The organism is Yersinia sp. 1652 StPb PI (assembly GCF_041538345.1).
Taxonomy (GTDB): Bacteria; Pseudomonadota; Gammaproteobacteria; order Enterobacterales; family Enterobacteriaceae; genus Yersinia; species Yersinia enterocolitica_E.
The window spans coordinates 963,652-988,365 of the sequence record NZ_JAULSM010000002.1 but is presented as its reverse complement, the minus strand read 5'-3'; the positions used below and the strand labels follow the sequence as shown (position 1 = coordinate 988,365).

Sequence of the window (24,714 nt, the reverse complement as noted above, 5' to 3'; positions counted from 1 at the left end):
TAATCCGACCTATTATTGGATTGTAAATGCATGTTATTCCTACAAGTTGACAAAAATCACCACTACCTTTCCAATATGTGAAATAGACTAACAATTATATATCAATATATATTGCAGTCTACATATGGCGCATTTAACTACAACAAAGTGGTGCATATGTTTCTCTCAAAAAATTTGCTGGTATTTATTACTACGGTTCAGGAAGGCTCGCTGACCAACGCGGCCATTAAATTATTTTCCACACCGCCGCCAATGAGCAGGAGTATAAAAATACTCGAGGATGAACTTGGTTTTAAACTATTCACGCGTACAACCACTGGGCTAAAACTAACGGATATGGGAGAAGCACTTTATAATGACATTTACCCTGCGTACATCTGTTTAACTGAACTTAGCACGGCCTGCAAAAAAAACAAAAGTGGCGCGATCAATATTGGTACGCATCAACTTAAATCAGAACATGCAGGTTTTCTGTGTGACTACTTCTTAGATTCCGGCAACTGTAACATTACGTTAAAGGAGAACACTCCAGACGTAAATCAGCTAGATATAATATTAAGCACCAAAGAAATAAAAGACTGTGGTTTTGATGTGGGATTAGCCACCAATTGTAAAGCAATTTTGCTATACGGATCACATATAAACGGATTACCGAATAAATCAGCGCATTTAAAACAGCTTACATTACTACAAAGCACTGTTTTTTCCTCTTCATGCTGTTTTAAGAATTTTTTAAACCATATGAAAAAACAAGGTTTCAGAGGAAATGTATTAAACGTTGATGACCCCAGAACTCGACATAATTTAATCAAAAAAGGGGCAGGTATATCACTGACAGTAGAAGGATTTAATACAAAACAAGTGAACTATCGTGCTTCCAATATAAGCTGCGATAAAAATATAAATTTCAACATTGACTATTATATTTTTTTTAAAAGTAGAGCTATCTGTAAAGAGTCTTTTATCAAGTATGTGCGAGCAAACTCATCGTTATCATGGCGAGAGGTGAAAGTTAGAAATTAATAAAAATTACTGTTCCCATAGAGAGCTCAGTCTATCGCTATGTTGAGCTCTCTCATCCCCTAAAGAGATAGAGGTAGGTTATGCAAGATAAAACAAATAATACCACGTCAATTAAAGTGAATAAAAATCACGCGGAGCAACGCGCACAGCAATTACGTAGTGATCCTGTGCTAAATGGAATCAAAAAAATGCATATCTTCGAAGAGGCAGCCCCTCGGCGGAACTCAGGTACAGCACTGGCCGACAATGCTATTCCAGAAAGAACAGATAAATATGTCGATCCGGCATCGATTCAATCCATATTCTCCCCAGCCCGCTATTTGTGTGAGCTATACAACGTTGCGCAAGAGCTACACAGCGAAGAGAACTCACTGCATATTGATCAACGTCGCCCGGATCTGAATCGTCTGGTATTGAGTGAAACCATGATGCAGCAAGAAGTTTCCACACTGGATATTTTGCTGGAAACATTGCGGGAACAGATCACTTTATCAGACTTGTCGGTTCCGACAATTAACTCTGCCGATGATTCATTCACCCTGCCTTATGATGATAATCTCACTATCATCAATGCGGTACTGGAGAGTCAATCAACCAACTTGCGCAATATTGCAGCTCTGTTGGCAGACAATGCTGATATACAAGCATTAGAACTGACCCCAGCGTTGGTACAGGAACAATTAGGGCTAAATCCAGTCAGTTATGAGTTGCTTAAAACCAAGCGGACACAAGAGGCCAACCGTCAACGTTTGGCCCATGCGACTAAACTCAGTGTCGATCAGCTCAATACGTTAGTATCCAGTATTCAAGATGGCGGTGTAAACGAAGAACAGATTCTGCCAGTACTATCTGAGTATCTGCGGCTTAATCGCCAATATGGTCTGTCGGCTGATAAGTTTACCATGATGGTTGGCAAACAAGAGGTGACTGATGATGATCAGAAAGAGCCTCGCATGGCGACTATCGCATCTCTGTTTGGCCTGAGCGCCGCACCAGCGGAAATGTTGCTCACCTTATGCGGAAAACCTGAAGCATGCCAGAACATGGCTGAAAAGAATGCATCTCAGGTTCTGGTTACCGTCAATCTACTGGAAAATATTGTGCAATGGATGAGTGAGCAAAAACTGGATCTTGCCGCACTCAACGCCATGTTAACCACCCAATACAGCAAAACCGCCACACCGGAGCTGTTTAATTTCCTCTCCAATATCTACCATTCGGTCGATGAATCAGCTGATGCTACCTTATTAAAACAGAATCTGTATCGCAGTCTGGCTGCCGGTTTCCATTTGAAAACAGAAGTGGTCGCCGGTTTAGTCAGTTGGCTGGAAAGCAATGATAGTGAATTTACTGACCAAAATTCAATCAGGCTGTTATTGAGATCTTTAGCAACCGCCCAACAGTGGAAAAACTGGAACATCATCCACTGTTGGTGACTCAATGCCAAAAACTGAGCCAGTACGTGCTGATCGCTCAATGGGCTGGATTGACTCAACAAGATCTTGCATTACTGTTGCAACCAAAATTGTTCAATGGCGGTGAACAACCATTACGCATTAGCCTATCATCATTGCGTTTACTGGCTGAATTTAAAGCCTGGCAACAGCAGGTAACAGTGCCAGTCTCTGAGGCATTGCGTTATTTCTCATTATTCAGTTCTCACACTGATATGGATCAGTTACAGATAGAACAAAAGGGATTAGAAAAGCAATTAGCAGAAGAAAATAGCAAACTAAAACCTATCGATGATCAACGGAAAAAAATATCAGGAGAGCTTGAATTATCAAATGAACTATTACATAACTTGAATGTAGAAATAAAAAAAATAGCATTATCCATCGCTGAAAAAAAAGATTTAATTAAAAAAATAACCATCTTAAGTAGTCAAGAAGCTAATGATCTCTTCGGCACCGGTATTTTTGGTGATAATGAAGTGAACAAGAGAAAAAAAGAAAAATATCTAGAAGAGTGTAATACACTAACATCAGAAATGGAAGTTAAAAACAAGGAGAAACAGAGTAAAATCTTAAGAATACAACTATTAAATGACTCCTTGCATTTAATTAATTCTGATAAAACCCAGGAAGATAAAAAGATAGAATCACTTAGAGAAAAAATAAAAAACAACAATAAAATAATTACTGAAATTAACACTTCAGAAGAAAGGATGCTAGTCAAAATTCATGGCTGGGATAAGCAACAAGCTAACGAAATGATTGCCAGTATCTTCCCTGAACAATATCCAGTAAATTTTATGGCTGTAAACCAACTCTGTAAACACATGAACATGATCGACCAACTAAAAATCACCGACAAAGATGTACTGAATTTAAAATCTTTAGCATTAGGTACTAATGATGACAAATCAGTGATTGAAATAATGGCTGAAAGCTTTCTTCCCAGCCTGTAATACCTAATTTAAATCTAAAAACTTATAGGATATAACATTATGTCTAATGCTATCGTATTGAAAAAAATCAGTGAATCACGCCGTGACGCATTGGTGAACTATGCCCTGGCCAAAAAAACATTTGGCAAAGAAATTAAAACTGCTGACGAATTGTATCAACACCTGCTGCTGGATACCAAAATTGGCAGCGAGGTAAAAACCTCAAAAGTTGCCGAAGCTATCAGCAGCCTGCAACTCTATATTGAACGCTGTATTGACGGGGCCGAACCTGACGCTGCCGCCGATAAAGTTGCCAGGCATTTCAGCACGGATAACTTCCTGCATAACTGGAGTGTTTATAATAAACGTTACTCTCGTTGGGCGGGTAAAGAAAAGCTGAAATACTATGCTGCCGATTATATTGATCCGACCTTACGTTATAATAAAACAGAACTGTTTACCGAGTTCGAACAAAGTATTAACCAGGCTAAATTGACTGAGAATTCAGTGACGAAAGCGATGCAAAAATATCTGATTAGCTATGAAAAACTAGCACGATTGGATACCATCAGCCACCTGGTCACACCTAAAAAAGATACCCACTTCTTTATTGGACGCACTAAAGAAAAACCCTATCAGTATTTTTGGCGCAGTTGTGCAGAAGATAGCACTGTAAATAAAAATCAATTCATTTGGTCAGAATGGAAGGCAGTTAATAGTAATATCGATGGTTCACAGAAAGATCATATTACCGTTTTTTGGCAAAGAAATAGATTGCATCTCTCATGGGCATCGAGTGAGGTTAGAAAATCAGCAGATAACAAAGAAATAACCATCAATTATATTAACTCTTGTTATAAAAATGATGATGACAATTGGGTAAATAATGGTAAATATGAAGTAGAAAATGAAATTACCAAGTTTAATATTAATCAATTAAATAAAATAGATGGTGGATATGCTGATGGGACTGGTCATCATTATAAAGTAAAAACAATAGAGAACCCAACAGGATTAACCGCAGAAGGGGCGTTGACATTAGTTTATAATGAAATCAATACACAAGTGAGTCAACTGATAGCGTTTAAAGCAACATCAATAAGTGCTGAACATGTCACCATCACCCATATAAACATTCATTTTAAAGATGGTTCAGTAGAAAGAATTGAAAATAAAATAATAGAGGGGACTACACTGAATGGAAAAGAAAAACCTACACATATTTCCTTCAGTTGGAAAATACCTGAGAGGGAAAATAACTCTGATGGCTCAAATATTATTATTACTGACCAACCAACGAAATTGGGGGTAAGCGATCCTCTGGATTTAATCAGTAACTTACAAGTCAGCATCGACAAGTTTTTTGATTACAACCTACAAGATGAGTCCGTTACTCTGAAAGCCTTTTACCAGTCTTATGGCATTTATCTGTGGGAACTGTTCTTCCATATTCCATTATTAGCATCTGCCCGTTTCCTTACCGAACAACGCTTTGATGAAGCCGAACGCTGGTTAAAATTCCTGTTTAATAGTGCCGGCTATCGCAATGAAAAAGGTGTTTTACAAACGGATGGCGATAAACCCCGCTATTGGAATATATTGCCACTGCAAAAAGATACTGACTGGGACAGCAATACCACACTGGCAACAACCGACCCTGACGTTATTGCCATGAAAGATCCGATGCAATATAAGTTAGCGGTCTTTATGCGCACACTGGATGTATTAATTGCCCGTGGTAATCAGTCCTATCGTCAGTTGGAGCGCGACACTCTGGTTGATGCCAAGATGTATTACGTGCAGGCCAGCCAATTATTAGGGCCACGCCCTGAAATTACTGTCGCACATGACTGGAACGATCTGAGTTTAAAAGATAACGCGAAGTCCATCTCCGGCAACACATCAGACGGCAACTTCCTGCCACCGTACAACGAAGTGCTGCTTTCCTATTGGGATAGGCTCGACATTCTGCTGTATAACCTGCGCCATAATCTTAGCCTGGAAGGGCAACCGCTGTATCTGCCGCTGTTTGCAACCCCGATTGATCCAAAAGAGTTACAACGCCAGCACGCTGCCGGTGACGGGATCAGTACATCTCTGACCCCAACTGCTGTTGCCACCAGCCTGTATCGTTTCCCTCTGCTGTTGGAACGAGCCAAAGGTGCCGTCAACTCAGTGATGCAGTTTGGTAACTCATTACAAAATGCGTTAGAGAAACAAGATAACGAAGCCTTGACGCTACTGTTACAACAACAACAGCAACGGGTATTGCAGCAAACCCGCGATATTCAAAATGCCAATATCGAACTTATGCAAAGTAGCCGTAAAGCCACCCGAGTGATGAAAAGCAGCGCCGAAGAACGCCGGGATTACTATAAGAAATTATTTAAAGAGGGTATTTCCAGCGATGAGCAGAACGTTTTAACAGCCCGTACTGCTGCATATGTTCTGAATATGAGCTCGATAGTACCAATCAGTGTCGGAGCAGCACTCGATCTGGCACCTAATATCTTCGGGCTCGCTGACGGGGGATCTCATTGGGGAGCGGTTGCAAACGCCACAGGTCAATCTATGCAGATCACCTCTAATGGCATCGAACAGGGGGCAAACATCAGCGATATCAGGGCCAACCATGCGCGCCGTGCGCAAGAGTGGCAGTTACAGCAAACCCTGGCCGAGAAAGATGTTGAGCAGTTGCAAGAGCAGCTCGTCGGGCTGGATCTTCAGATCTCAATGGCGCAGAAACAGAGCAATCTGGCTGAAATGGAGCAATCCCACGCGCAGGCCGTTTACCAAATGCAGAGCACCCGCTTTAGCGGTAAAGAGCTGTACAACTGGATGGTTGGCCGCCTGTCTGGTCTGTATTACCAACTGTTCGATGCCGCGCAGCCACTGTGCCTGATGGCAAAAAGTGCACTGGAACGTGATATCGACACCAGCAAAACACAGCATCTGTTCGCGCGCTCAGGTTGGAATGATCTATATCAAGGGCTGCTGGCCGGTGAAGATCTGATGCTGAATCTGCAAAAACTGGAAAATATCTGGCTGATGGAAGATGAACGCGCATTAGAAGTGGATCGTACCATTTCGCTGGCGCAAGTTTATCATCGCTCTACCACCAATAACTTTGATTTATCCAGCGCAATTTCTGATGCTATCAAAGGCAAAGAGGGTACCAGTGGTGATCCTATTAGCATCATAGAGGGCATCTTAAGCGCCAAAATCAACATCCGTGATCTGGCATTGGAGCAAGACTACCCGGCAACCATGAAACTGGGCAAAAAACGTCGTATCAAACAGGTTAGCGTGACACTGCCTGCGGTGTTAGGGCCATATCAGGATGTACAAGCCGTTCTGAGCTACACCGGGGATAAGACAACCTGCGCCAAAGGCTGTGAGGCTATCGCCATTTCGCGCGGCATGAATGACAGTGGCCAGTTCCAACTGGACTTCAACGATGGTAAGTACCTGCCCTTTGAAGGGATTGATATTACCGATAATGGCAGTTTCGAGCTGCGCTTCCCTAATGCGAATGTGAACGGAACGCAACAGGAGCTGTTACAACGCCTGAGCGATATCATTTTGCACATTCGCTACACCATCCGTTCCTAAAACCGCAGTTACTTACTTAACCCAACAGGCCTTCGTCAGGAGGCCTGACAGGAGTCCATTATGGAAAACAACAAACAACAGATTGGTGTAGCGCCATTATCGCTCCCTAAAGGGGGCGGTGCTATGACAGGAATGGGGGAATCACTGGGTGCTATCGGCTCAAGTGGATTAGCCAGCTTAACCGTGCCTTTGCCTATTTCTGCTGGCCGTGGCTATGCACCGGCACTGGCATTAAGTTACAGCAGTGGCAGCGGTAATGGCCCGTTCGGCCTCGGCTGGAATGTGGGAATAATGGCGATTCGCCGTCGCACCGAGCGTGGCGTCCCTCACTATGATAGTCGTGATGAGTTTATTGGTCCCAATGGTGAAGTCCTGATTGCCGTTTCTAAATCAGACAGCGAATTTAAATATCAAGATAGTGCATCAAATAACTTTAGCGTTACCCAATATCAGCCGCGCGTAGAGGGCGGTTTTGCTCGTATCGAATTCTGGCAGCCTAAAGACACCACATCCAACCAAACCGCTTTCTGGCGGGTTTACAGCACTGATGGCCAGCAGCATTATCTGGGTATAACCCCACAGGCACATATTGCCGCTGCTGAGCATCCAGCACATATCGCAGAATGGTTATTGGAAGAGTCTATCTCCGCCACCGGCGAGCATATTTGCTATGACTATCAAGGTGAAGATGACGCCCACGTTGATGCAGCAGAAAGTGCTGCTCATCCACAAGCCAGCGCTCAGCGTTATTTGCAGCAAGTACGCTACGGCAATCTGACGTCAAGCGAGACGCTATTTAGCGGCCAAAAAACGCGCCCCCAAGACGACAAGTGGCTATTTACGTTGGTATTTGATTATGGCGAACGCCCAAATACCTTATCTGAGGTTCCACCACGTGATTCAGATGCTGCCTGGTCAGAGCGGCAGGATCCCTTCTCGCGTTACGAATACGGTTTTGAAGTCCGCACTCGCCGCCTGTGCCAACAGGTATTTATGTACCATAACCTACAACTGTTGTCTGGCGATGAAAACCAAAGCGATGCGGCACTGGTGGCTCGCCTGCGCCTGAACTATCTGGCCAGTCCATATGCCAGCCAGCTCATCAGTTGCCAGCAAGTGGCACATGAAACAGACGGCACCACTCTGACCTTACCGCCACTGGAATTTGATTATCAGGAGCTGCAAACTGGCGCAGAGAACCACTGGCAGGCGATGCCTGAATGGGACAAATTTAGCCCCTATTATCAGTTAGTTGACCTGAACGGTGAAGGGTTGCCGGGCATGTTGTATCAAGACAGTGGCAGTTGGCGCTATCACCCGCCAGTGCGCACCGCGGATAGTGAAGATGGCGTCAGCTTCGGCGCGGCACAAATTTTGCCCACTATCCCTACCTTGCGTGATAGTGCCAGCCTGATGGATATCAATGGTGATGGCCGTCTGGACTGGGTTATCAGCCAACCGGGACTGGCGGGTTATTACAGCCGTAACCCTGATCAAAGCTGGACCCAGTTCACCCCGCTGTCTGCATTGCCCACCGAGTATTTCCACCCACAAGCCCAATTAGCGGATTTGATTGGCAATGGCTTATCTGATCTGGCGTTGATCGGGCCGAACAGTGTGCGCCTGTATGCTAATCAGCGCGATGGTTTTGCTGCCGCGCGGCAAGTCTATCAAGACCCCGCCATCGTTCTGCCGATCCCCGGTGCCAGTAATGCTGAGTTAGTGGCTTTCAGTGATCCACTGGGGAGCGGGCAGCAACACCTGATGCGGGTGCGCCACAATAACGTCACCTGTTGGCCGAACTTAGGTCATGGCACCTTTGGCAAACCGGTCACATTGAGCGGTTTTAATCAGCCGGTGGACAGTTTCAACCCGCAACATATCTGGCTGGCAGATATCGACGGCTCTGGCAGCGTTGATTTGATCTATGCCAACAGCGATCACCTGCTGATTTACCGCAATCAGAGCGGGAATAATTTTGCCGCCCCACTGAAACTGCCCTTGCCGCACGGTGTTCGTTACGATAACACCTGCCAACTGACATTAGCCGATGTACAAGCTCTGGGGGTCACCAGCCTGCTGCTGAGTGTGCCACATATGGTAAACCGCCATTGGCGCTACGACTTCACGACCCGCAAGCCTTATCTGTTATCCACCGTCAATAACAATATGGGGGCTGAGAGCCGCTTGTCCTACCGCAGTTCAGCGCAGTTCTGGCTGGATGAAAAAGCGGCGGCGGCCAGTAAAAAACAGAAAATTGCCTGTGGCCTACCTTTCCCGATGCATTTGTTGGCGCGCACCTCGCAATTTGATGAAATCACGCAAAATAGCCTGAGCCAGCAAGCTTATTACTACCACGGCTTTTATGATGGTGCCGAGCGCGAGTTCCGTGGTTTTGGCCGGGTGGATACGCTGGATACCCATGTTGATGCCCAGGGTTCCGCTCAGGAACGCACGCCACCGTCGCTCACTCGCAGTTGGTTCCATACCGGCCGTGCTGATGATGAAACCCGCTATCAAGCAGAATATTGGCAGGGAGATGACCAGGCATATCGGCCAGCCACGACCCGCCTCACTGAATTCAATCGTCAATCTGAAACTGATGATTTACTGGCAGACATCACACCAGAACAGGGCTATTGGCTGTATCGGGCGTTGAAAGGCAATCTGTTGCACAGCGAACTCTATGGCCTGGACGATATTGGCCTGAACGACGTGCCCTACACCACCAGTAGCGCCCGCTATCAGGTGCGGCAGGTACGGACGGCGGATAGCCGCGCGGTCTCACCCATCGTAATGCCAATGTCACTGGAGCAACTCAGTTACCACTATGAGCGCATTGCGCAAGACCCACAATGCAGCCAGCAAATTGTGCTGCGTTGTGATGAATATGGTCATCCGCTGCACTCGGCTGCTATCAATTATCCGCGCCGCCCTCAGGACAAAGTGACGCCTTACTCCTGGTTGGCAGACCAGCACTGGGCCAGCAGTTATGACGAACAACAACGGCTGTTGCGCATCAGCGAAAGCCAGCAATCCTACCGGCATGTGATTGAGGACAACGGATTACTGCTCGGCCTGCCGTGGCAGCAACGCGGCGATGCACTGACTTATGCTGCTGATGCAGTCCCGGCTAATGGCCTGAATTATGAAGTTGTGTTAGATAAAGAAAACAGACTTGGCACACCACTTGAACAGGTTTTTGCTGGCCAAAATGAAGTGTTTTATCACCAAAAATACCCGCTGCAAGGGCTGGTTATTTATAGCGAAACCGCTGAGTTTGATGACAGTTCACTCACTGCGCTAAATAAGATGCTACCGACCTATAGAGAACAGAGTCAGCAACTGCGAGCCGCAGGTTACACCCTTGCCCCACGTTTGTTTAATCATAATGAAGAGATCCCTGTGTGGGTGGCCCGCCGTGGCTTCACTGAGTATGCCGGTGCCAGCAACTTCTATCATCCATGGTCACAGCAGAGCTCTCAATTAGTGGGTAAAACTCATCTACATTGGGATCGACACAATTGTGCTGTTACCGCCATCACGCTGGCTGATGGCAGTACCACTACAGCCGAATATGACTATCGCTTTATCACCCCGTACCAGTTGACTGATATCAACGATAACCTGCATCAGGTGGCATTGGATGCCTTTGGCCGGGTCACTTCCTCACGCTTTTGGGGTACGGAATTACATCAGGGCCGCGTGGTTGACAGCGGATTCACTGAGGCACCCTTTACTGCACCAAATAGCATCGAAGAGGCGATTGCCAAAGAGAATGAGATAGTCCCTGTGGCTCAATTCTCTTTTTATCAGCCATTTAGCTGGATGATAAAACCGGACAATGAGTTTGTTGATGGATGGCTCAACAATTCTTCACTGGATTTTAACACCTTAATCCAAAACCAATTCCTCACGGAAGACGGTTATCTCTGCGCTCTGGGTTCACGCCGTTGGCTGCGACAAGGTAAGTATCCATTAGATGAATATATGAGTATGGAAATTCACGATAGCCAAGAACGCCACCCGCCTCATGCCATAACCGTAGCCACCGACAGCTACGATCGCGAGGCGATAAAACAACAGCACCAGCAAGTGATTGTGTGCAGTGATGGTTTTGGTCGTGTGCTGCAATCGGCACAACGTGTTGAGTCTGGCGAAGCTTATATCCGCGATACAGATGGCCGGCTGCAAACCGACAACAACGGGATAACTGTCAGTAATACAACCTCGCGTTGGGCGGTTTCTGGCCGGGTCGAGTATGACAATAAAGGGCTGGCCATCCGTGCCTATCAACCTTACTTCCTTGATAACTGGCGTTACATCAGTGATGACAGCGCCCGCAAAGATACCTATGCCGATACCCATGTTTACGACCCACTGGGGCGTGAAATCAAGGTAATTACCGCCAAAGGTTATCTGCGCCGGGCGCAATACTTCCCGTGGTTTGTGATCAGTGAGGATGAAAACGATACCGCAGCAGAAGTCAGCGCAGCTAAAAACTAACACTATCAGCCATTAACCCTGATCGGCATACATTGGCGGTCAGGGCCACTGATGGCTAACAACCAAAGGTAACCCAAATGCACTTACTGGCCCCCGGCGATAACTTTGTTCTGACCTGGGTCATTATCGGCGTTCTTTCTGCCTGGGGAGGTTTGGTTCGCTACATTTTGAATAAGGATACCCAAGAGAGCGAATGGAGTTGGGCCGCCGTAATAAGTCAGGTCATTGTTTCCAGTTTTACCGGCTTGCTTGGTGGCCTGTTCTCCTTCGAAGGTGGCGGAAGTCCCTATATGGCTTTTGCCATTGCCGGCCTGTTTGGCGCCATGGGCAGCACTGCCCTGCAATATATCTGGAACCGTTTTTTTGGTCACCATAACCCTCCTAAATAACAGAGGTCACTATGCAACAGGATAAACCACAGTTTCGCTTTGGTCAGATTAGCGAACATAACCTACGCGGCATTCATCCCGACCTGGTATTAATTGTGCGCCGTGCATTAACCCTTAGCACTATCGATTTTCGTGTTATCGAAGGGATTCGAACCCCTGAGCGCCAGCGCCAATTGGTGCGTAACGGCAGCAGCAAAACCCTTAATAGTCGCCATCTGACCGGTCATGCCGTCGATTTGGCCCCGATGGTTAACAATCAGATCCCATGGGAAGACTGGAGCACTTTTCATCAGGTGGCAAAAGCCATGAAGCAAGCCGCCCAAGAGATGGAACTACCGCTGCAATGGGGTGGTGACTGGAAAACCTTTAAAGATGGCCCACATTTTGAACTACCCAGAGAGGTCTACCCATGATTGGTTTACGCATACTCCCCGGACTGGCCAAAGTCGCCCTATCACTGGTGGTGGTGGCTATCGTGATGTGGTTGGTACAAACCGGCCGAACCCTGGAACGACTGAATATGGAGAATGTCGCGCTCAATACCCAACTAGTTCGTTTTGGCGAGATTAATCAAAGACTTAATGAGCAAATTTTACTCACTACCAGCTACCTGCAAAAAGTTCAGGAACAAGAACGCATTGAGGGAGAAAAAAGCGGTGAACTACAAAAACGCTTACGTGCGGCACAAAAAGGTAACAAATGTGCTGATGAGCCTGTGCCTGATGATGTTATCCGCATGCAGCAGCAAGCCATCGGTAACCATAAATGAGTGTTTGCCTTTCCCTACGGCTTTATTACCACCGTGCCAAATGCCGGAGTTTAATGTGAAAACCTGGGGTGACTACCCGCAGTATGTCGAACAAACCCGTCTGGTACTGACCCGTTGCAATACTAACCGTGAGTCAGCGCTATTTTTCTTACAACAACGCAAGGAATAAATTTATGTCTAAAAATGTCTCGATGAGCGCACCAACCCCCACCATCGCCATCAGCGATAACCGCGGGCTGGGTATTCGTGCACTGGCCTATAACCGCAGTGATGCCAGTCAGGCAGCCGATGAGCTGATCACTTGCAACCGTTATAATCCACTGGGGCAACTGATTGCCAGCCGTGATGCCCGGCTTGAAATCGATAACTTCCGCTATCAGTATAACCTTGCCGGAACCGCGCTGCGCACCGAGGGTGTCGATAATGGCACCTTGCTGCAACTGGCTGATATTGAAGGCCGGCCAGTGATGAGTTTGGATGTCAAAGGCACCCGCAGTTGGGTTACCTATGAGCCAACACTGGGCCGCCCGCTGGAGCATCATCAGCACATTGAAGCGGGGCAGAAAACCATTACCGACCGCTTCTTCTACGCTGACAACAGCCAACAGCATAAAGCCGCCAACCTCAACGGCCAGTGCATCCGCCATTATGATACCGCCGGATTACAGAAAGTGGTCAGCCTGTCTATCACCGCTGCGCCACTGCAACAACAGCGCCAGTTGCTCACCGACACCCTCGGGCCGGTGGACTGGTTTGATGAAGAACAAAGCTGGGCCTCCCGCCTTAGCGATGAACAGTTTATCACTCGCGGCACCACCGATGCCCTCGGCCAGCCATTGACCCAGACTGATGCCAAAGGCCATACCCAGCAGATGGCTTATAACCGCGCCGGTCAGCTCAGTGGCAGTTGGCTGACACTGAATGGCGGAGCTAAACAGGTGATTGTAGCATCCCTCACCTACTCCGCTGCCGGGCAAAAACTGCGCGAAGAGAGCGGCAATGGCGTAGTCACCGAATATCGCTATGAAGCACAAACTCAACGGCTTATCGGTATTAAAACCACCCGTCCGGCCCTGAAAGACCGGTCAACCCTGCTGCAAGACCTGCGCTACGACTATGACCCGGTTGGCAATATTCTGGCTATCCATAATGATGCCGAAGCCACCCGCTTCTACCGCAATCAAAAAATCGTGCCGGAAACCACTTACCGCTATGACACCTTGTATCAGTTGATTGAGGCCACCGGCCGTGAATCCGATAAAAACAGCGCGCAAAGTGCCAACCTGCCCGACTTAGTCTCACTGACTGACGGCAACCAATATGTCAATTACACCCGCCGTTACAGCTATGACCGCGCCGGTAACCTGCTGAAAATCCAGCATACCGGCGCCAGCAGCTACACCACAAATATCACGGTATCCGATACCAGCAACCACGGAATTCAACAGCAGGATGGGTTAACTGCCGCTGATATCCGCAGTCAGTTTGATGCCGCCGATAACCAGCAGCAATTACAACCCGGCCAGCCGCTGCAATGGGACGCCCGCAATCAGTTGCAACAGGTGATTACCGTTAAGCGTGATAGCGCCGACAGTGACTACGAAAGCTACCTGTACGGCGGTGATGGCATGCGCATCGTTAAGCAAAGTATTCAGCAACGCCAAACCAGCAAAGTAGTGTATTTGCCGGGGCTGGAACTGCGCACTCAGCATAATAACGATAAGCTGACGGAAGATTTTCAGGTGGTAACCGTCGGTGCCGCGGGTCGCGCCCAGGTGCGGGTATTACTGTGGCAACACGGTAAACCGGATGATATTGCTAATAATCAATTGCGCTACAGCTTTGATAACCAAATTGGCTCCAGTTTATTAGAGTTAGATAACAACGGCGATATTATCAGCCAGGAAGAGTATTACCCATTTGGTGGCACCGCAGTATTTGCCTCGCGTAATACGCTGGAAGCGAAATATAAAACCGTGCGTTATTCCGGTAAAGAGCGCGATGCCACCGGCCTATATTATTATGGCTTCCGCTATTATCTGCCGTGGCTGGGAAGATGGCTCAATGCTGACCCAGCAGGGACCATTGATGGGTTGAATTTGTTTTGTATGGTAGGTAATAACCCCATCAGGTTCCACGACAGTGACGGTTTGCGCAAGACAGGTCGAGCTGCCCGTAAACAGGTCGCCAAAGCCTTCGTCCATTCTTCGCATATGCCAGTGTTTGAGCAAATATCAAGAGAACATAACATTGCAATGAGTGTGCGAGAAGCTGGAATTTATACCATAAAGGCTTTGGGAGTAAGTGCAGCAGCCAAAGGACACAATATTCTGGAAAAAACCATAAAACCGAGCTCATTGAAAAGTGTCTATGGTGCTCAGGCTGCTAGTGTTATGAAACAGGCCCAAAATGCGGGAGTTGTCGGCATGGTGGGTGCGTGGAATAGCGATGGCATCTACGGTATTCATATCCACAACAATCTTTGTAACGTAGACCAAATCGCCCCGATTGATTTGCAAAACTCACAAAACAATACTGATTTCAAAAAATTGATTAAAGATGGGCTTATTACGCCCTATACCGGTGATTATGATATGCATGAAATTATTCGATTCAATGCTCATCAAGGTACTATTCCAAAGGCAGAAAGTGCAGAGGAAATCGGAGTCAAAGACTTAATCAATCATGGGGTTGCTAAGGTAGATATTAAGCGGCCTGCGGATAACACCTCGATGAATGTTGTCCGTCATGGGCCACAGGTGAGCTTTGTTCCTTATATGTGGGAGCATGAGAAAGATAAAGTTGTTAAGGACAATGGCTATTTGGGTATCGTCGCACGCCCTGGCCCTTTCCCGGTAGCGATGGTTCATCAAGGGCATTGGAGCATATTCGATAATACTGAGGAACTGTTCGGCTTCTATAAAGACACCAATACTCCGCTGCCAGAGCATTGGGCTCATGAATTCGAGGACAGAGGAAATGGTAATGTTGCCACCCCTGCTCATGCCAGAATATTGGATTACCGAGTAGCCGGCAGGCTGCATAGTTAATCATCTTTAAATAAGGATTAAGATTCTCAAGTGATGACGAGAGTATTCAGAATTCTGAACACTCTCTTATTTACAGGGTCTCGCTCATCACCGTTTTTCAGCCGCTTGGTAAACTGCATCATTTTCACGTTTACCCACCGCGACGACCAGAATGATGACTTCATCCTCTTCAATCTGGTAAACCAGCCTGTAACCCAAATTACGTAACTTAATTTTGTATCGATTCGCATTGGCTCCCGATAACCGAGCGGTAGGAACATGTGGATGCTCTAAGCGTTTAATCAGCTTCTTTTTAAATTGTTCACGAATGGGTGGAGCCAGTTTTCTCCACTCTTTTAAGGCTGATTTGAAAAAACCGAGCTTATAAGTCATCCAAACTCACCATTATGCGCTCCTCACCTTGACGTGAATCTGCTATTTGGTTCAACGCACTCTCTTCAGCCAGTTCTATCAAATATTCATATACCGCTGGCGGCACACAATAAAACGCGGGTTCATTGCGGTTAAGAATTACCACGGAAGAACCTTCACCCTCATTAACTGTGCCCATTGGATTACGTTTTAAATCGGTAATGCTCGCGGCAGTCGTTGTCAGAATTTGAAAAGCCATAAATATCTCCTTTGGTTATATAACATCATAATAGCCCACCAAAGACACGTTTAAAAGAGCCATTAAAAGCATCTTATTGGCTCAATCTAAACCCTACGCCGTGCCCCCCACCGTCAGATTATCCAGTTTCAAAGTAGGTTGGCCGACGCCAACCGGCAGGCTTTGGCCCTCTTTGCCGCAAACGCCGACACCTTTATCCAGCGCCAGATCGTTGCCAACCATCGAAATCTGCTGCATGGCTTCAATACCCGAACCAATCAAAGTGGCCCCTTTCACCGCACGGGTGATTTTACCTTTTTCGATTAAGTACGCTTCGGAGGTTGAGAACACAAACTTGCCGGAAGTAATATCCACCTGACCGCCGCCAAAGTTAGGTGCGTACAGGCCATATTCCACACTGGCGATAATCTCTTCCGGTGTCGATTTACCGGCCAGCATATAGGTATTGGTCATCCGTGGCATTGGCAAGTGCGCGTAGGATTCACGGCGGCCATTACCGGTCGGTGCAACACCCATCAGGCGCGCGTTCAACTTATCCTGCATGTAACCTTTCAAAATACCGTTCTCAATCAGCACGTTGTATTGGCCCGGCACCCCTTCATCGTCGATAGCCAGCGAGCCACGGCGGCCTTGCATGGTGCCATCGTCCACCACGGTACACAGTTCTGACGCCACCAATTTACCCATTTGGCCGCTGAAGACTGAGCTGCCACGACGGTTAAAATCACCTTCCAACCCGTGACCTACCGCTTCGTGCAGCAGCACCCCCGGCCAACCTGCGCCTAAGACGACTGGCATAGCACCGGCAGGGGCGGCAACAGCCGACAGATTTACCAGTGCCATTCTGACCGCTTCATTGGCAAAGTTATCGGCACGCACTTCACCGTCCACCGTTTCGAGGAAGTAGTCATAACCAAAACGACCACCACCACCACTGGCACCGCGTTCGCGTTTGCCGTTGTCTTCCACCAATACGCTGACCGACAGCCGCACCAATGGGCGCACATCTGCCGCCAGCGTGCCGTCGGTGGCCGCGACCAGGATTTGCTCATAGACGCCGGTCAAACTGGCACTGACTTCCTGCACCCGCTTATCAGCAGCACGGGCCACTTTATCGACCCGATGGAGCAGCGCAATTTTATCTTCGCGTGACAAACTTTGTAGTGGATCGAGCAGCGGATAGAGCGCCTGATAGTGAATCTCGCCCAAGGTATGCACTTTACCGTTACCGTTATCACGCACAATACTGCGTGCGGCATGAGCACTTTGCTGTAAAGCATTCAGGGTGATTTGGTCGGCATAAGCAAAACCGGTCTTTTCACCACTGACCGCGCGCACACCCACACCCTGATCAATATTGTACGAGCCATCTTTGATGATGCTGTCTTCCAACACCCAGGCCTCGTGGTAGCTGGACTGGAAATATAGGTCAGCATAATCGAGGCGGCGTTCAGACAATTGCCCCAACACTGAGAACAAGTCCTGATGGTTCAGCTTGTTAGCAGCGAGTAACTGCTCACTGACAAACGAGAGGCTCATAGTTTTCACTCTTTAATTAGATGATGGTTTATGCGATGACGGCAACGGAGATGGCAGGAAGCGATTGTGCTGCAACACTGGCATCTGATTACGGATAGTATTCAAACCTGTGGTTTCAATTTTTACTTTTAAGGCAGCAACCGCATCTGGGTTCTGCCCTAATATTTTACCCCAGGCATCAACCGCCATAGTGTGGCCCCAGGTGCGGCGGGTGGCCCCATGACGCCCTACCTGTGCTGCGGCCAGTATCACGCACTGGTTTTCAATCGCCCGTGCGCGCAATAAAATCTCCCAGTGAGCTTCACCGGTCATTTTGGTAAAGGCCGCCGGCACTGAAATAATCTCAGCCCCCTGCGCCCGCAAAGCCTGGAATAAGCCTGGGAAACGTAAATCATAACAAACCGTCATGCCCAAGCGGCCTACCGGTGTATCAACCACCGTCAGTTGTTCACCCGGCTGATAAGTATCAGATTCACGATAGCGGCCATGAATATCGTTAATATCCACGTCAAACATGTGAATTTTGTCGTAACGAGCTTTAAGTTCGCCCTGGTCATCAAACAGCAAGCTACTGGTAGTGATAAGCTCCGGTGACTCGCGGCTTATCATCGGCATGGAGCCAACTTGAATCCACACACCGTAATGGCGTGCCATCTCGCGAATTTGCTGTTGCAGCGGCCCGTCATTATGTTGCTCGGCATGGTGCCGATAAGAGGCAGCATTGGCAAATAACAGGGCATTTTCCGGCGTCATAACCAGTTTAATACCAGAGTTTAACTGTTTGATCTGCTGCTCAATTTGAGCCAGATTGTCACGGGTATTTTCACCGCTGCATAACTGCAATAATGCAACATTGGCATTTTTCATGGCGCCTTACTCTCCTTTAGCTGGCGTAATACTTCATGGATGGTTGGTTGATCCAAGCTACCGGTAATCTGGTAACGAATCAGCGAAACCTTGCTCCATAATGGCCCTAATATCTTCGAGGCCGCAAATACCGCAGCCCCAACCACTGGGTTGATCGCAAAGGCTGTTGCGACGCCGACAGTGGCAGAAATCTCTGGTGTAATAACCGCTTCCATGGCTATCTGGCGTTTAACCAAGTCCACATTACCACTCATGGCAATATCGGCCGCCAATCCATCCACCACTAAATCATTGGTGTGCATTACACCATTTTTAATGTTGGCCGTGCCACGAATAGAATCAAACGCAAAGTCACGACTAAACGTATCACTAAAATCAAGCTGGAGCTTACGTAATAGTGCGTCAAAGCTGACCAAACGCAGTAGCTGACCGGCGCGCCCACCACCGAGATCGCTCAGTTGGCCTCTGCCCAATCTACTCTTTAATGTCCCATTCAGGGTATTAATCTGTGGCTGCCACGGGACTCCACGCCAGTTAACATCGGCATTGATATCAAAAGAGGCATTTTTTATCGGGGTTGTCAGACCGAAGAACGAAATGGTTTCATCGATTTTTGGCCCGCTCAGCGCGATATTAAGCGCGGTTTTATCACCACTGCTGTCTTGCTGCCATTGGCCGGAAACTTTAGCCCGCCCATTGCCAGCCTCAATCAAGCCGTTAGTTAACGCCAGCACCGAGCCTTTCGGCGTCAGATCTGCGTTAATACGCCCGACATTTTGCCCCAGAATCCAACAAGATTTGCAGCGTAATTGCAGCGCAGGCCAATCACGGAACGAAATTTTACTGGCAGTTTGTGGCTCCTGCAACGCAGCTTGCGCCAGAGGATCTTGTGCTTCGTGCGTGGTCCATTGCGGGTTGTAATAAAGATAATCGATATCAGCATGCCATGGCCCATGTTCGGCCATCAGCAGGCTACCATCCACTTCCTGACCTTTTGCCGTGACGTGAGTACCGGTTAATAATGGCTCAACCAGCAGTGTCAGTTGGTGCCAAGCCTGCCCACCGACCAAAAGCTGTGGTGTCTGTAAAGTCAGCCGGGTAGGAAGGATGACATTGGATTTATTGCCTTTTATTTTTGGTGGTACTGATGCGCTAAAAGGTGCGCTGACACTGGTAAACTCCGGTGCCAGCAACGCCAACCAACTCTCACCATCCAGTGCCGGTAGTTTAAGGACCAAACCTTTATCCTCCGGCAGTGGCGGAACTTTTTTGCTGTCGGATTGCCAGATAGCCCGCGCCAGCTCTACTTGTTCTTTTTGCAACAACCATTGGCTGTTGAATGTATTGTTGCTGCCAGCACTGCCGGAGAGGGTAAACGCCTCCAGCCCCCCCACCACCTGTACATGCATGGGTAATGCCTGACCACTTGTTTTATCTAGTGGAGCAGGTAAGTGACTGCTTACTTTCTTCAGGTCAGCCGTCAGATCAATTTTATAGTCTGGCTTGCCATTTTTCGGTAATTGTACGGCGACTTTGCCTTGCCAATTGGCGCTACCACTGAGCAATTTCGTAACATCAGCGGGAACACCGGGCAACTTGGCCGGTAACCAGTCACCACGCAACCCAACATTCACCAAAAAGTTTTTTGGCTGCTCTTGCGTAGTGAAATCAACCGCCAATGGCTGCCCAAACCAGTTAGCAGATAAGGTATCGCTAGCAAGATTGCCATCGTTGAAGCGGAACTTGCCACTGATGTTTTCCAGTTGGCTTTGCAATGGCTTCACCAACAAGCTGTTGTTATTGAGCGTCACTTCGCCGCTGGCGTGGGTAATACGGTCTTCTTCCAACGGAATATCCAGATGTAAGCGCCCACTAACTTTACCGCCGACTTGCAGCTCTTCCAGTGTTTCCGCCACAGAATCATGCAGTGGTGTAGCCGTAAAGTAGTCATGAATATCACGCCCTTCGCCAACCACTTCGGCGTCGACATACAGCTTTTCTTTCAGATAGTCAGGGATAATCGCGCTGATATTACTGCCAGTGACCTTACCCAACATCGCGTGAGGGGCATCCATCCACAAACCTTCGTTGAGGAAATTGAGGTCGATAGCCAAATTCTCTAACGCAGGCCAATCTGGTTGGAATTGGAAGGTGGCGTTACGCAGTGGCACATAAACCTGGAACTGGCCTTCTTTATGTTTATAAGGGAAATCATGAGGATTGCCGTTATAGATAAGTGTTGCGTTGTCTACCTGCCCACCCTGTAACGCCTCGGTCAGATAATCTGCCAACTTCTTACCCATCAGCGGTTCAGGGAAATAGCGCCATGCATCGGCCGCATCATACAAGCGGATGCCGGTCAGGATTTTCAGCCATGGCTGCCCAATAGCAGGTTGCTGATAGTGGAAGCTGCCGTTGCCCCACAGCGATTTAGCTCGGACATCGAGCTGGTCACTCCACAGTTCCCAGCCTTTATCATCAATCTGCCAGTTGACTGCGCCACTGGCCTGACTGACTTCCAGCGGCGCGCGGAACATATCACCATAGGGTAATAGGCTGTCTTTGAGATTGATATCCAACCGCCCACGCGCTGCGGAACCGCTCAGCGCACCGGCAAAATTATTAACCCCCGGCAACAAATCCCATTGTTGCCAACTGATATTGTGCCATTTGGCCTGAAAACGGGTTTTTTCTGGTTGGCTGATAGGAATGTCCAATGCCAGTGCATCGATATTCCCTTGTGGCCGCAAATCCGCCCAACGATTCATCAGCTCAGGGGTAAAAAGTGACAAGGTCGGTAACAGTGGCCCCACCCGCTCCAACTGAATATTGGCGGCGCGAATGCGTAACTCCTGGGATTGGTCTGGGCCAATAAACTGCGTGTTTTCCGGTAACCACAGGGCAGATAAATGCCCTTTAGGCCATGCCTGACCATCGGTTTTCAGTCTTAGCTCCGGCGCATCAACCTGCCAGCCATTACCCTGGCGGCGGCCTTCCAACACAAAATTATCTACCGCCAACTGATGTGATTTGCCCGCGACAGTCCAATTGGCCTGCCCCTCACTGAGTAACACATTGCCACTGTAAATAGTGCCACTCTTGATACTCAGCCAGGCCGCCAGGCTAAATTCCGCATTATCCAGCCCGGTATTGGTGTGCAGCCAGCGGCTGATCCACGGTTTCAGGTCGATCTTGTCGGCCTGCATATAGACCATGCCATTATTGAGGATGCCCTGATTATCGTGTAGATCCATCCGCACCTGCACCACACCGTGCTGACCATTAATGGTCGACAGGCTAATCTGCCCCTCGGCGCGATGCCGGTTCCGGGAGTTAAGCCAGGTGAGCTGTGGGATCTCTAATTCAGCGCGCGGGCCAGATGGAGTGAGGAATGAGACACGGCTGTTACGCAGATCAAAGTGATCTAATTGGCGCAAGAAGATATCAGTCAGATTACTCGCTTCAAGATTGCGGCTGCTGTTTTGCTGCATATCCAGTGTGGTGTTCAAATCTAGCTGTAACTGATAGAAGGTCATATCGCGGAACTGCCAGCGCCAGTGCAACAGTGACTGCCACACATCAAGCGCAAGGGTCACCCGCTGCACCTGCCAATCGGCTTTCGGCAATTTAGCGCGAATATCGCGCAATTCCAACGTTGGGCCGAACGGTTCCCACGATCCCTGCATGAACCCCACTTCCAGTGGAATACCGCTGATGGACTGAACCTTGGCCACGATTTGCAGACGATAGTCGTTGATGAGAGGCAGCATCATGCGTAGCCCACTGACCAACAGTGCCACCACAACAATCATTGTGGCGCCTGTCGCAAATATTATCCTGGGCAGTCGCCTCACACATCTCTCCTTGCTATCCGCTGCAAGTGTGGCAGCGGGAAATCTTACATCATCACCACATCAAACTGTTCTTGGTTATACAGTGGTTCAATCTGCACTTTGACCTGCTTGCCGACGAAGATCTCCACTTCAGCCAGAGCATGTGACTCCTCACCTTTCAGTGCTTCTCCTACCGCTGGAGACGCATAGACCAGGAAGCGATCAGAATCGTAAGCGTGGTGAACTCGGACAATTTCACGCAATATCTCATAGCACACGGTTTCTACCGATTTAACGGTGCCACGACCACGGCAGGTTGGACATTCGTTGCATAAAACATGCTCAATGCTCTCCCGCGTGCGTTTGCGGGTCATTTCGACTAAGCCTAGCTGAGAGAAACCATTAATACTGGTTTTTACCCGATCTTTACTTAATGCCTGTTCTAATGAATGCAATACACGACGACGATGCTCTTCATTACTCATATCAATGAAATCAATAATGATAATCCCCCCCAAATTACGCATGCGTAGCTGGCGGGCAATGGCCTGAGTGGCTTCAATATTGGTATTGAAAATAGTCTCGTCGAGATTACGATGCCCCACAAAAGCACCGGTGTTGATATCCACGGTGGTCATGGCTTCAGTTTGATCAATAATCAGGTAACCACCTGATTTTAGCTCAACTTTACGTTCCAATGAGCGCTGGATTTCATTTTCGACATCGTAAAGATCGAAAATCGGCTGTTTGCCCGAGTACAAATCCAGCTTTGCGGTCATTTCAGGAATGTATTCGCTGGTAAATTCCACCAGCAGGTCATAAGTCAGCTTGGAGTCGATTCGGATTTTATCCAGTGCCGCACCGGCAAAATCACGCAGTACGCGTTGCGCCAGTGCCATCTCGCCATACAACTTATATTTGGTGATATTGCGTTTCTTCCTCTCCTGGACTTTAGTCCACAGGCGTTTGAGGAAGGCAGCATCGGCTGATAGCTCTTCTTCGCCAATTCCTTCAGCGGCAGTACGGATAATAAAACCGCCCTGTTCATCGCAGTAAGCCGCCACGGTTTTTTTCAGGCGTTCGCGCTCGACTTCACTTTCAATTCGCTGCGACACCCCAACATGGGCCGCTCCTGGCATGAGTACCAGATAGCGAGAGGGTAGAGTGATATCCGTGGTCAAACGTGCGCCTTTAGTGCCGAGGGGGTCTTTCACCACCTGCACCATTAAATCCTGCCCCTGGCGCACCAGTTCAGCGATATCGCGCACATTGAAATTTTTCTGTTCATCCCCGGCCACGCATTCGGTGTGGGGCATGATATCGGAGGCATGGAGGAAGGCGGCCTTATCCAGACCAATATCGACAAACGCCGCTTGCATACCCGGTAAAACCCGGCTGACACGACCTTTGTAGATATTACCGACGATCCCTCTTTTCGCTTCTCGCTCAATGTGTATTTCTTGCAAGATGCCACCATCAATGTAGGCAACTCGCGTTTCAGACGGTGTGATATTGACCAGTAATTCAGCTGTCATGTATTCCTCTCACATTACGTAGCGCAATGAAATTACTTAGTAATTCATGGGTTTCTACCAACGGCAGCCCCACTACGGCATGGTAACTGCCGGTAATAGTTCTGACGAAACAACCACCTTTCCCCTGAATACCGTAAGCGCCCGCTTTGTCCATGGGTTCACCGGTAGCAATATAGTCACTGATTTCCAACTGGGATAACACACGAAATGTCACATCTGTCACCACCATGGCAGATAACACATCTTGCCGATCAGCCAGAGACACCGCAGTAATCACCTGATGTTGCTGACCGGACAGCGCATTCAATATTCGCTGCGCATCGGCTTTATCCCGTGGTTTTTCTAAAACTTGCCCATTTAACACCACGATGGTATCGGCCCCTAATACCGGCAGATCCTGTGGTGCGACCTTCACCCCAGCCTGAGCTTTCTCCAACGCTAAGCGCCGGACATACTCTTGCGCACTTTCATCTGGATGGCGTTGCTCTTCGACCTCGGTTTTCAATACCTCAAAAGGGACATCAAGCAGGGCCAGTAATTCACGGCGACGCGGAGAGCCAGAGGCAAGATACAGGGCAGTCATGGGTCTTAA

General features: G+C 48.2%; 17 protein-coding genes. 10 read left to right on the top strand and 7 right to left on the bottom strand.

The window, feature by feature from the left end; all coding sequences use genetic code 11:
* The first annotated feature begins 156 nt into the window (after positions 1-156).
* The 10 genes from Q2T71_RS20985 (at position 157) to Q2T71_RS20940 (ending at position 15,738) form a co-directional block, all read left to right on the top strand.
* A complete protein-coding gene (locus Q2T71_RS20985; RefSeq protein ID WP_372560408.1) occupies positions 157-1,023 on the top strand; it encodes a LysR family transcriptional regulator in 867 nt (288 codons plus the stop codon).
* 80 nt (positions 1,024-1,103) lie between these two features.
* The gene (locus tag Q2T71_RS20980) at positions 1,104-2,459 is read left to right on the top strand and encodes a Tc toxin subunit A (RefSeq protein ID WP_372560407.1); all 1,356 of its coding nucleotides are present in this window, start codon (positions 1,104-1,106) and stop codon (positions 2,457-2,459) included.
* Complete coding sequence (locus Q2T71_RS20975) at positions 2,426-3,433, top strand: hypothetical protein (RefSeq protein ID WP_372560406.1); 1,008 nt, start codon at positions 2,426-2,428, stop codon at positions 3,431-3,433. The genes Q2T71_RS20980 and Q2T71_RS20975 overlap by 34 nt, the downstream gene beginning before the upstream one ends.
* Before the next feature lie 39 nt (positions 3,434-3,472).
* Positions 3,473-7,024: a neuraminidase-like domain-containing protein gene (locus tag Q2T71_RS20970; RefSeq protein WP_372560405.1), complete on the top strand. Its 3,552-nt coding sequence runs from the start codon at positions 3,473-3,475 to the stop codon at positions 7,022-7,024.
* 60 nt (positions 7,025-7,084) lie between these two features.
* Positions 7,085-11,530, top strand: coding sequence for a SpvB/TcaC N-terminal domain-containing protein (locus tag Q2T71_RS20965; RefSeq protein ID WP_372560404.1), 4,446 nt, complete (start codon positions 7,085-7,087; stop codon positions 11,528-11,530).
* A gap of 77 nt (positions 11,531-11,607) precedes the next feature.
* Entirely contained in the window at positions 11,608-11,919 is a 312-nt protein-coding gene (locus Q2T71_RS20960; RefSeq protein ID WP_372560403.1) for a phage holin family protein, read from the top strand.
* Between the two features lie 11 nt (positions 11,920-11,930).
* Positions 11,931-12,332, top strand: a complete 402-nt coding sequence (locus Q2T71_RS20955) for a M15 family metallopeptidase (RefSeq protein WP_372560402.1) — start codon at positions 11,931-11,933, stop codon at positions 12,330-12,332.
* A complete protein-coding gene (locus Q2T71_RS20950) occupies positions 12,329-12,688 on the top strand; it encodes a DUF2570 domain-containing protein (RefSeq protein ID WP_372560401.1) in 360 nt (119 codons plus the stop codon). The genes Q2T71_RS20955 and Q2T71_RS20950 overlap by 4 nt, the downstream gene beginning before the upstream one ends.
* On the top strand, positions 12,627-12,857 hold the full coding sequence (gene lysC / locus Q2T71_RS20945; protein WP_372560400.1) for an Rz1-like lysis system protein LysC: 231 nt from the start codon (positions 12,627-12,629) through the stop codon (positions 12,855-12,857). The genes Q2T71_RS20950 and lysC overlap by 62 nt, the downstream gene beginning before the upstream one ends.
* Before the next feature lie 4 nt (positions 12,858-12,861).
* On the top strand, positions 12,862-15,738 hold the full coding sequence (locus Q2T71_RS20940) for an RHS repeat-associated core domain-containing protein (RefSeq protein ID WP_372560399.1): 2,877 nt from the start codon (positions 12,862-12,864) through the stop codon (positions 15,736-15,738).
* Between the two features lie 87 nt (positions 15,739-15,825).
* On the opposite strand, the gene Q2T71_RS20935 is transcribed toward Q2T71_RS20940, so the two are convergent.
* The 7 genes from Q2T71_RS20935 to Q2T71_RS20905 all read right to left on the bottom strand — a co-directional run bounded on the left by Q2T71_RS20935 (position 15,826) and on the right by Q2T71_RS20905 (position 24,705).
* A complete protein-coding gene (locus tag Q2T71_RS20935; RefSeq protein ID WP_372560398.1) occupies positions 15,826-16,110 on the bottom strand; it encodes a type II toxin-antitoxin system RelE/ParE family toxin in 285 nt (94 codons plus the stop codon).
* Positions 16,100-16,348, bottom strand: coding sequence for a type II toxin-antitoxin system Phd/YefM family antitoxin (locus tag Q2T71_RS20930; RefSeq protein WP_372560397.1), 249 nt, complete (start codon positions 16,346-16,348; stop codon positions 16,100-16,102). The genes Q2T71_RS20935 and Q2T71_RS20930 overlap by 11 nt, the downstream gene beginning before the upstream one ends.
* A gap of 93 nt (positions 16,349-16,441) precedes the next feature.
* Positions 16,442-17,887, bottom strand: a complete 1,446-nt coding sequence (tldD, locus tag Q2T71_RS20925) for a metalloprotease TldD (RefSeq protein ID WP_083162204.1) — start codon at positions 17,885-17,887, stop codon at positions 16,442-16,444.
* Positions 17,888-17,899: 12 nt separating this feature from the next.
* Positions 17,900-18,754: a deaminated glutathione amidase gene (nit1, locus tag Q2T71_RS20920; protein ID WP_372560396.1), complete on the bottom strand. Its 855-nt coding sequence runs from the start codon at positions 18,752-18,754 to the stop codon at positions 17,900-17,902.
* Positions 18,751-22,608 (bottom strand): AsmA2 domain-containing protein YhdP, encoded by a 3,858-nt coding sequence (gene yhdP / locus Q2T71_RS20915; RefSeq protein ID WP_372560395.1) that lies wholly within the window; start codon positions 22,606-22,608, stop codon positions 18,751-18,753. Before yhdP ends, nit1 begins: the two co-directional genes overlap by 4 nt.
* Before the next feature lie 44 nt (positions 22,609-22,652).
* Positions 22,653-24,122: a ribonuclease G gene (gene rng / locus Q2T71_RS20910; RefSeq protein WP_102970524.1), complete on the bottom strand. Its 1,470-nt coding sequence runs from the start codon at positions 24,120-24,122 to the stop codon at positions 22,653-22,655.
* On the bottom strand, positions 24,112-24,705 hold the full coding sequence (locus Q2T71_RS20905) for a nucleoside triphosphate pyrophosphatase (protein ID WP_372560394.1): 594 nt from the start codon (positions 24,703-24,705) through the stop codon (positions 24,112-24,114). The genes rng and Q2T71_RS20905 overlap by 11 nt, the downstream gene beginning before the upstream one ends.
* Between the last annotated feature and the right edge of the window lie 9 nt (positions 24,706-24,714).

Bases quoted from the DNA above. Each gene is read 5' to 3' on its own strand.
- tldD (WP_083162204.1), bottom strand. From the start codon at position 17,887: ATGAGCCTCTCGTTTGTCAGTGAGCAGTTACTCGCTGCTAACAAGCTG.
- rng (WP_102970524.1), bottom strand. From the start codon at position 24,122: ATGACAGCTGAATTACTGGTCAATATCACACCGTCTGAAACGCGAGTT.
- Q2T71_RS20965 (WP_372560404.1), top strand. From the start codon at position 7,085: ATGGAAAACAACAAACAACAGATTGGTGTAGCGCCATTATCGCTCCCT.
- Q2T71_RS20980 (WP_372560407.1), top strand. From the start codon at position 1,104: ATGCAAGATAAAACAAATAATACCACGTCAATTAAAGTGAATAAAAAT.
- nit1 (WP_372560396.1), bottom strand. From the start codon at position 18,754: ATGAAAAATGCCAATGTTGCATTATTGCAGTTATGCAGCGGTGAAAAT.
- Q2T71_RS20985 (WP_372560408.1), top strand. From the start codon at position 157: ATGTTTCTCTCAAAAAATTTGCTGGTATTTATTACTACGGTTCAGGAA.
- Q2T71_RS20970 (WP_372560405.1), top strand. From the start codon at position 3,473: ATGTCTAATGCTATCGTATTGAAAAAAATCAGTGAATCACGCCGTGAC.
- Q2T71_RS20905 (WP_372560394.1), bottom strand. From the start codon at position 24,705: ATGACTGCCCTGTATCTTGCCTCTGGCTCTCCGCGTCGCCGTGAATTA.
- Q2T71_RS20940 (WP_372560399.1), top strand. From the start codon at position 12,862: ATGTCTAAAAATGTCTCGATGAGCGCACCAACCCCCACCATCGCCATC.
- Q2T71_RS20935 (WP_372560398.1), bottom strand. From the start codon at position 16,110: ATGACTTATAAGCTCGGTTTTTTCAAATCAGCCTTAAAAGAGTGGAGA.
- Q2T71_RS20930 (WP_372560397.1), bottom strand. From the start codon at position 16,348: ATGGCTTTTCAAATTCTGACAACGACTGCCGCGAGCATTACCGATTTA.
- Q2T71_RS20950 (WP_372560401.1), top strand. From the start codon at position 12,329: ATGATTGGTTTACGCATACTCCCCGGACTGGCCAAAGTCGCCCTATCA.
- Q2T71_RS20955 (WP_372560402.1), top strand. From the start codon at position 11,931: ATGCAACAGGATAAACCACAGTTTCGCTTTGGTCAGATTAGCGAACAT.
- Q2T71_RS20960 (WP_372560403.1), top strand. From the start codon at position 11,608: ATGCACTTACTGGCCCCCGGCGATAACTTTGTTCTGACCTGGGTCATT.
- lysC (WP_372560400.1), top strand. From the start codon at position 12,627: ATGAGCCTGTGCCTGATGATGTTATCCGCATGCAGCAGCAAGCCATCG.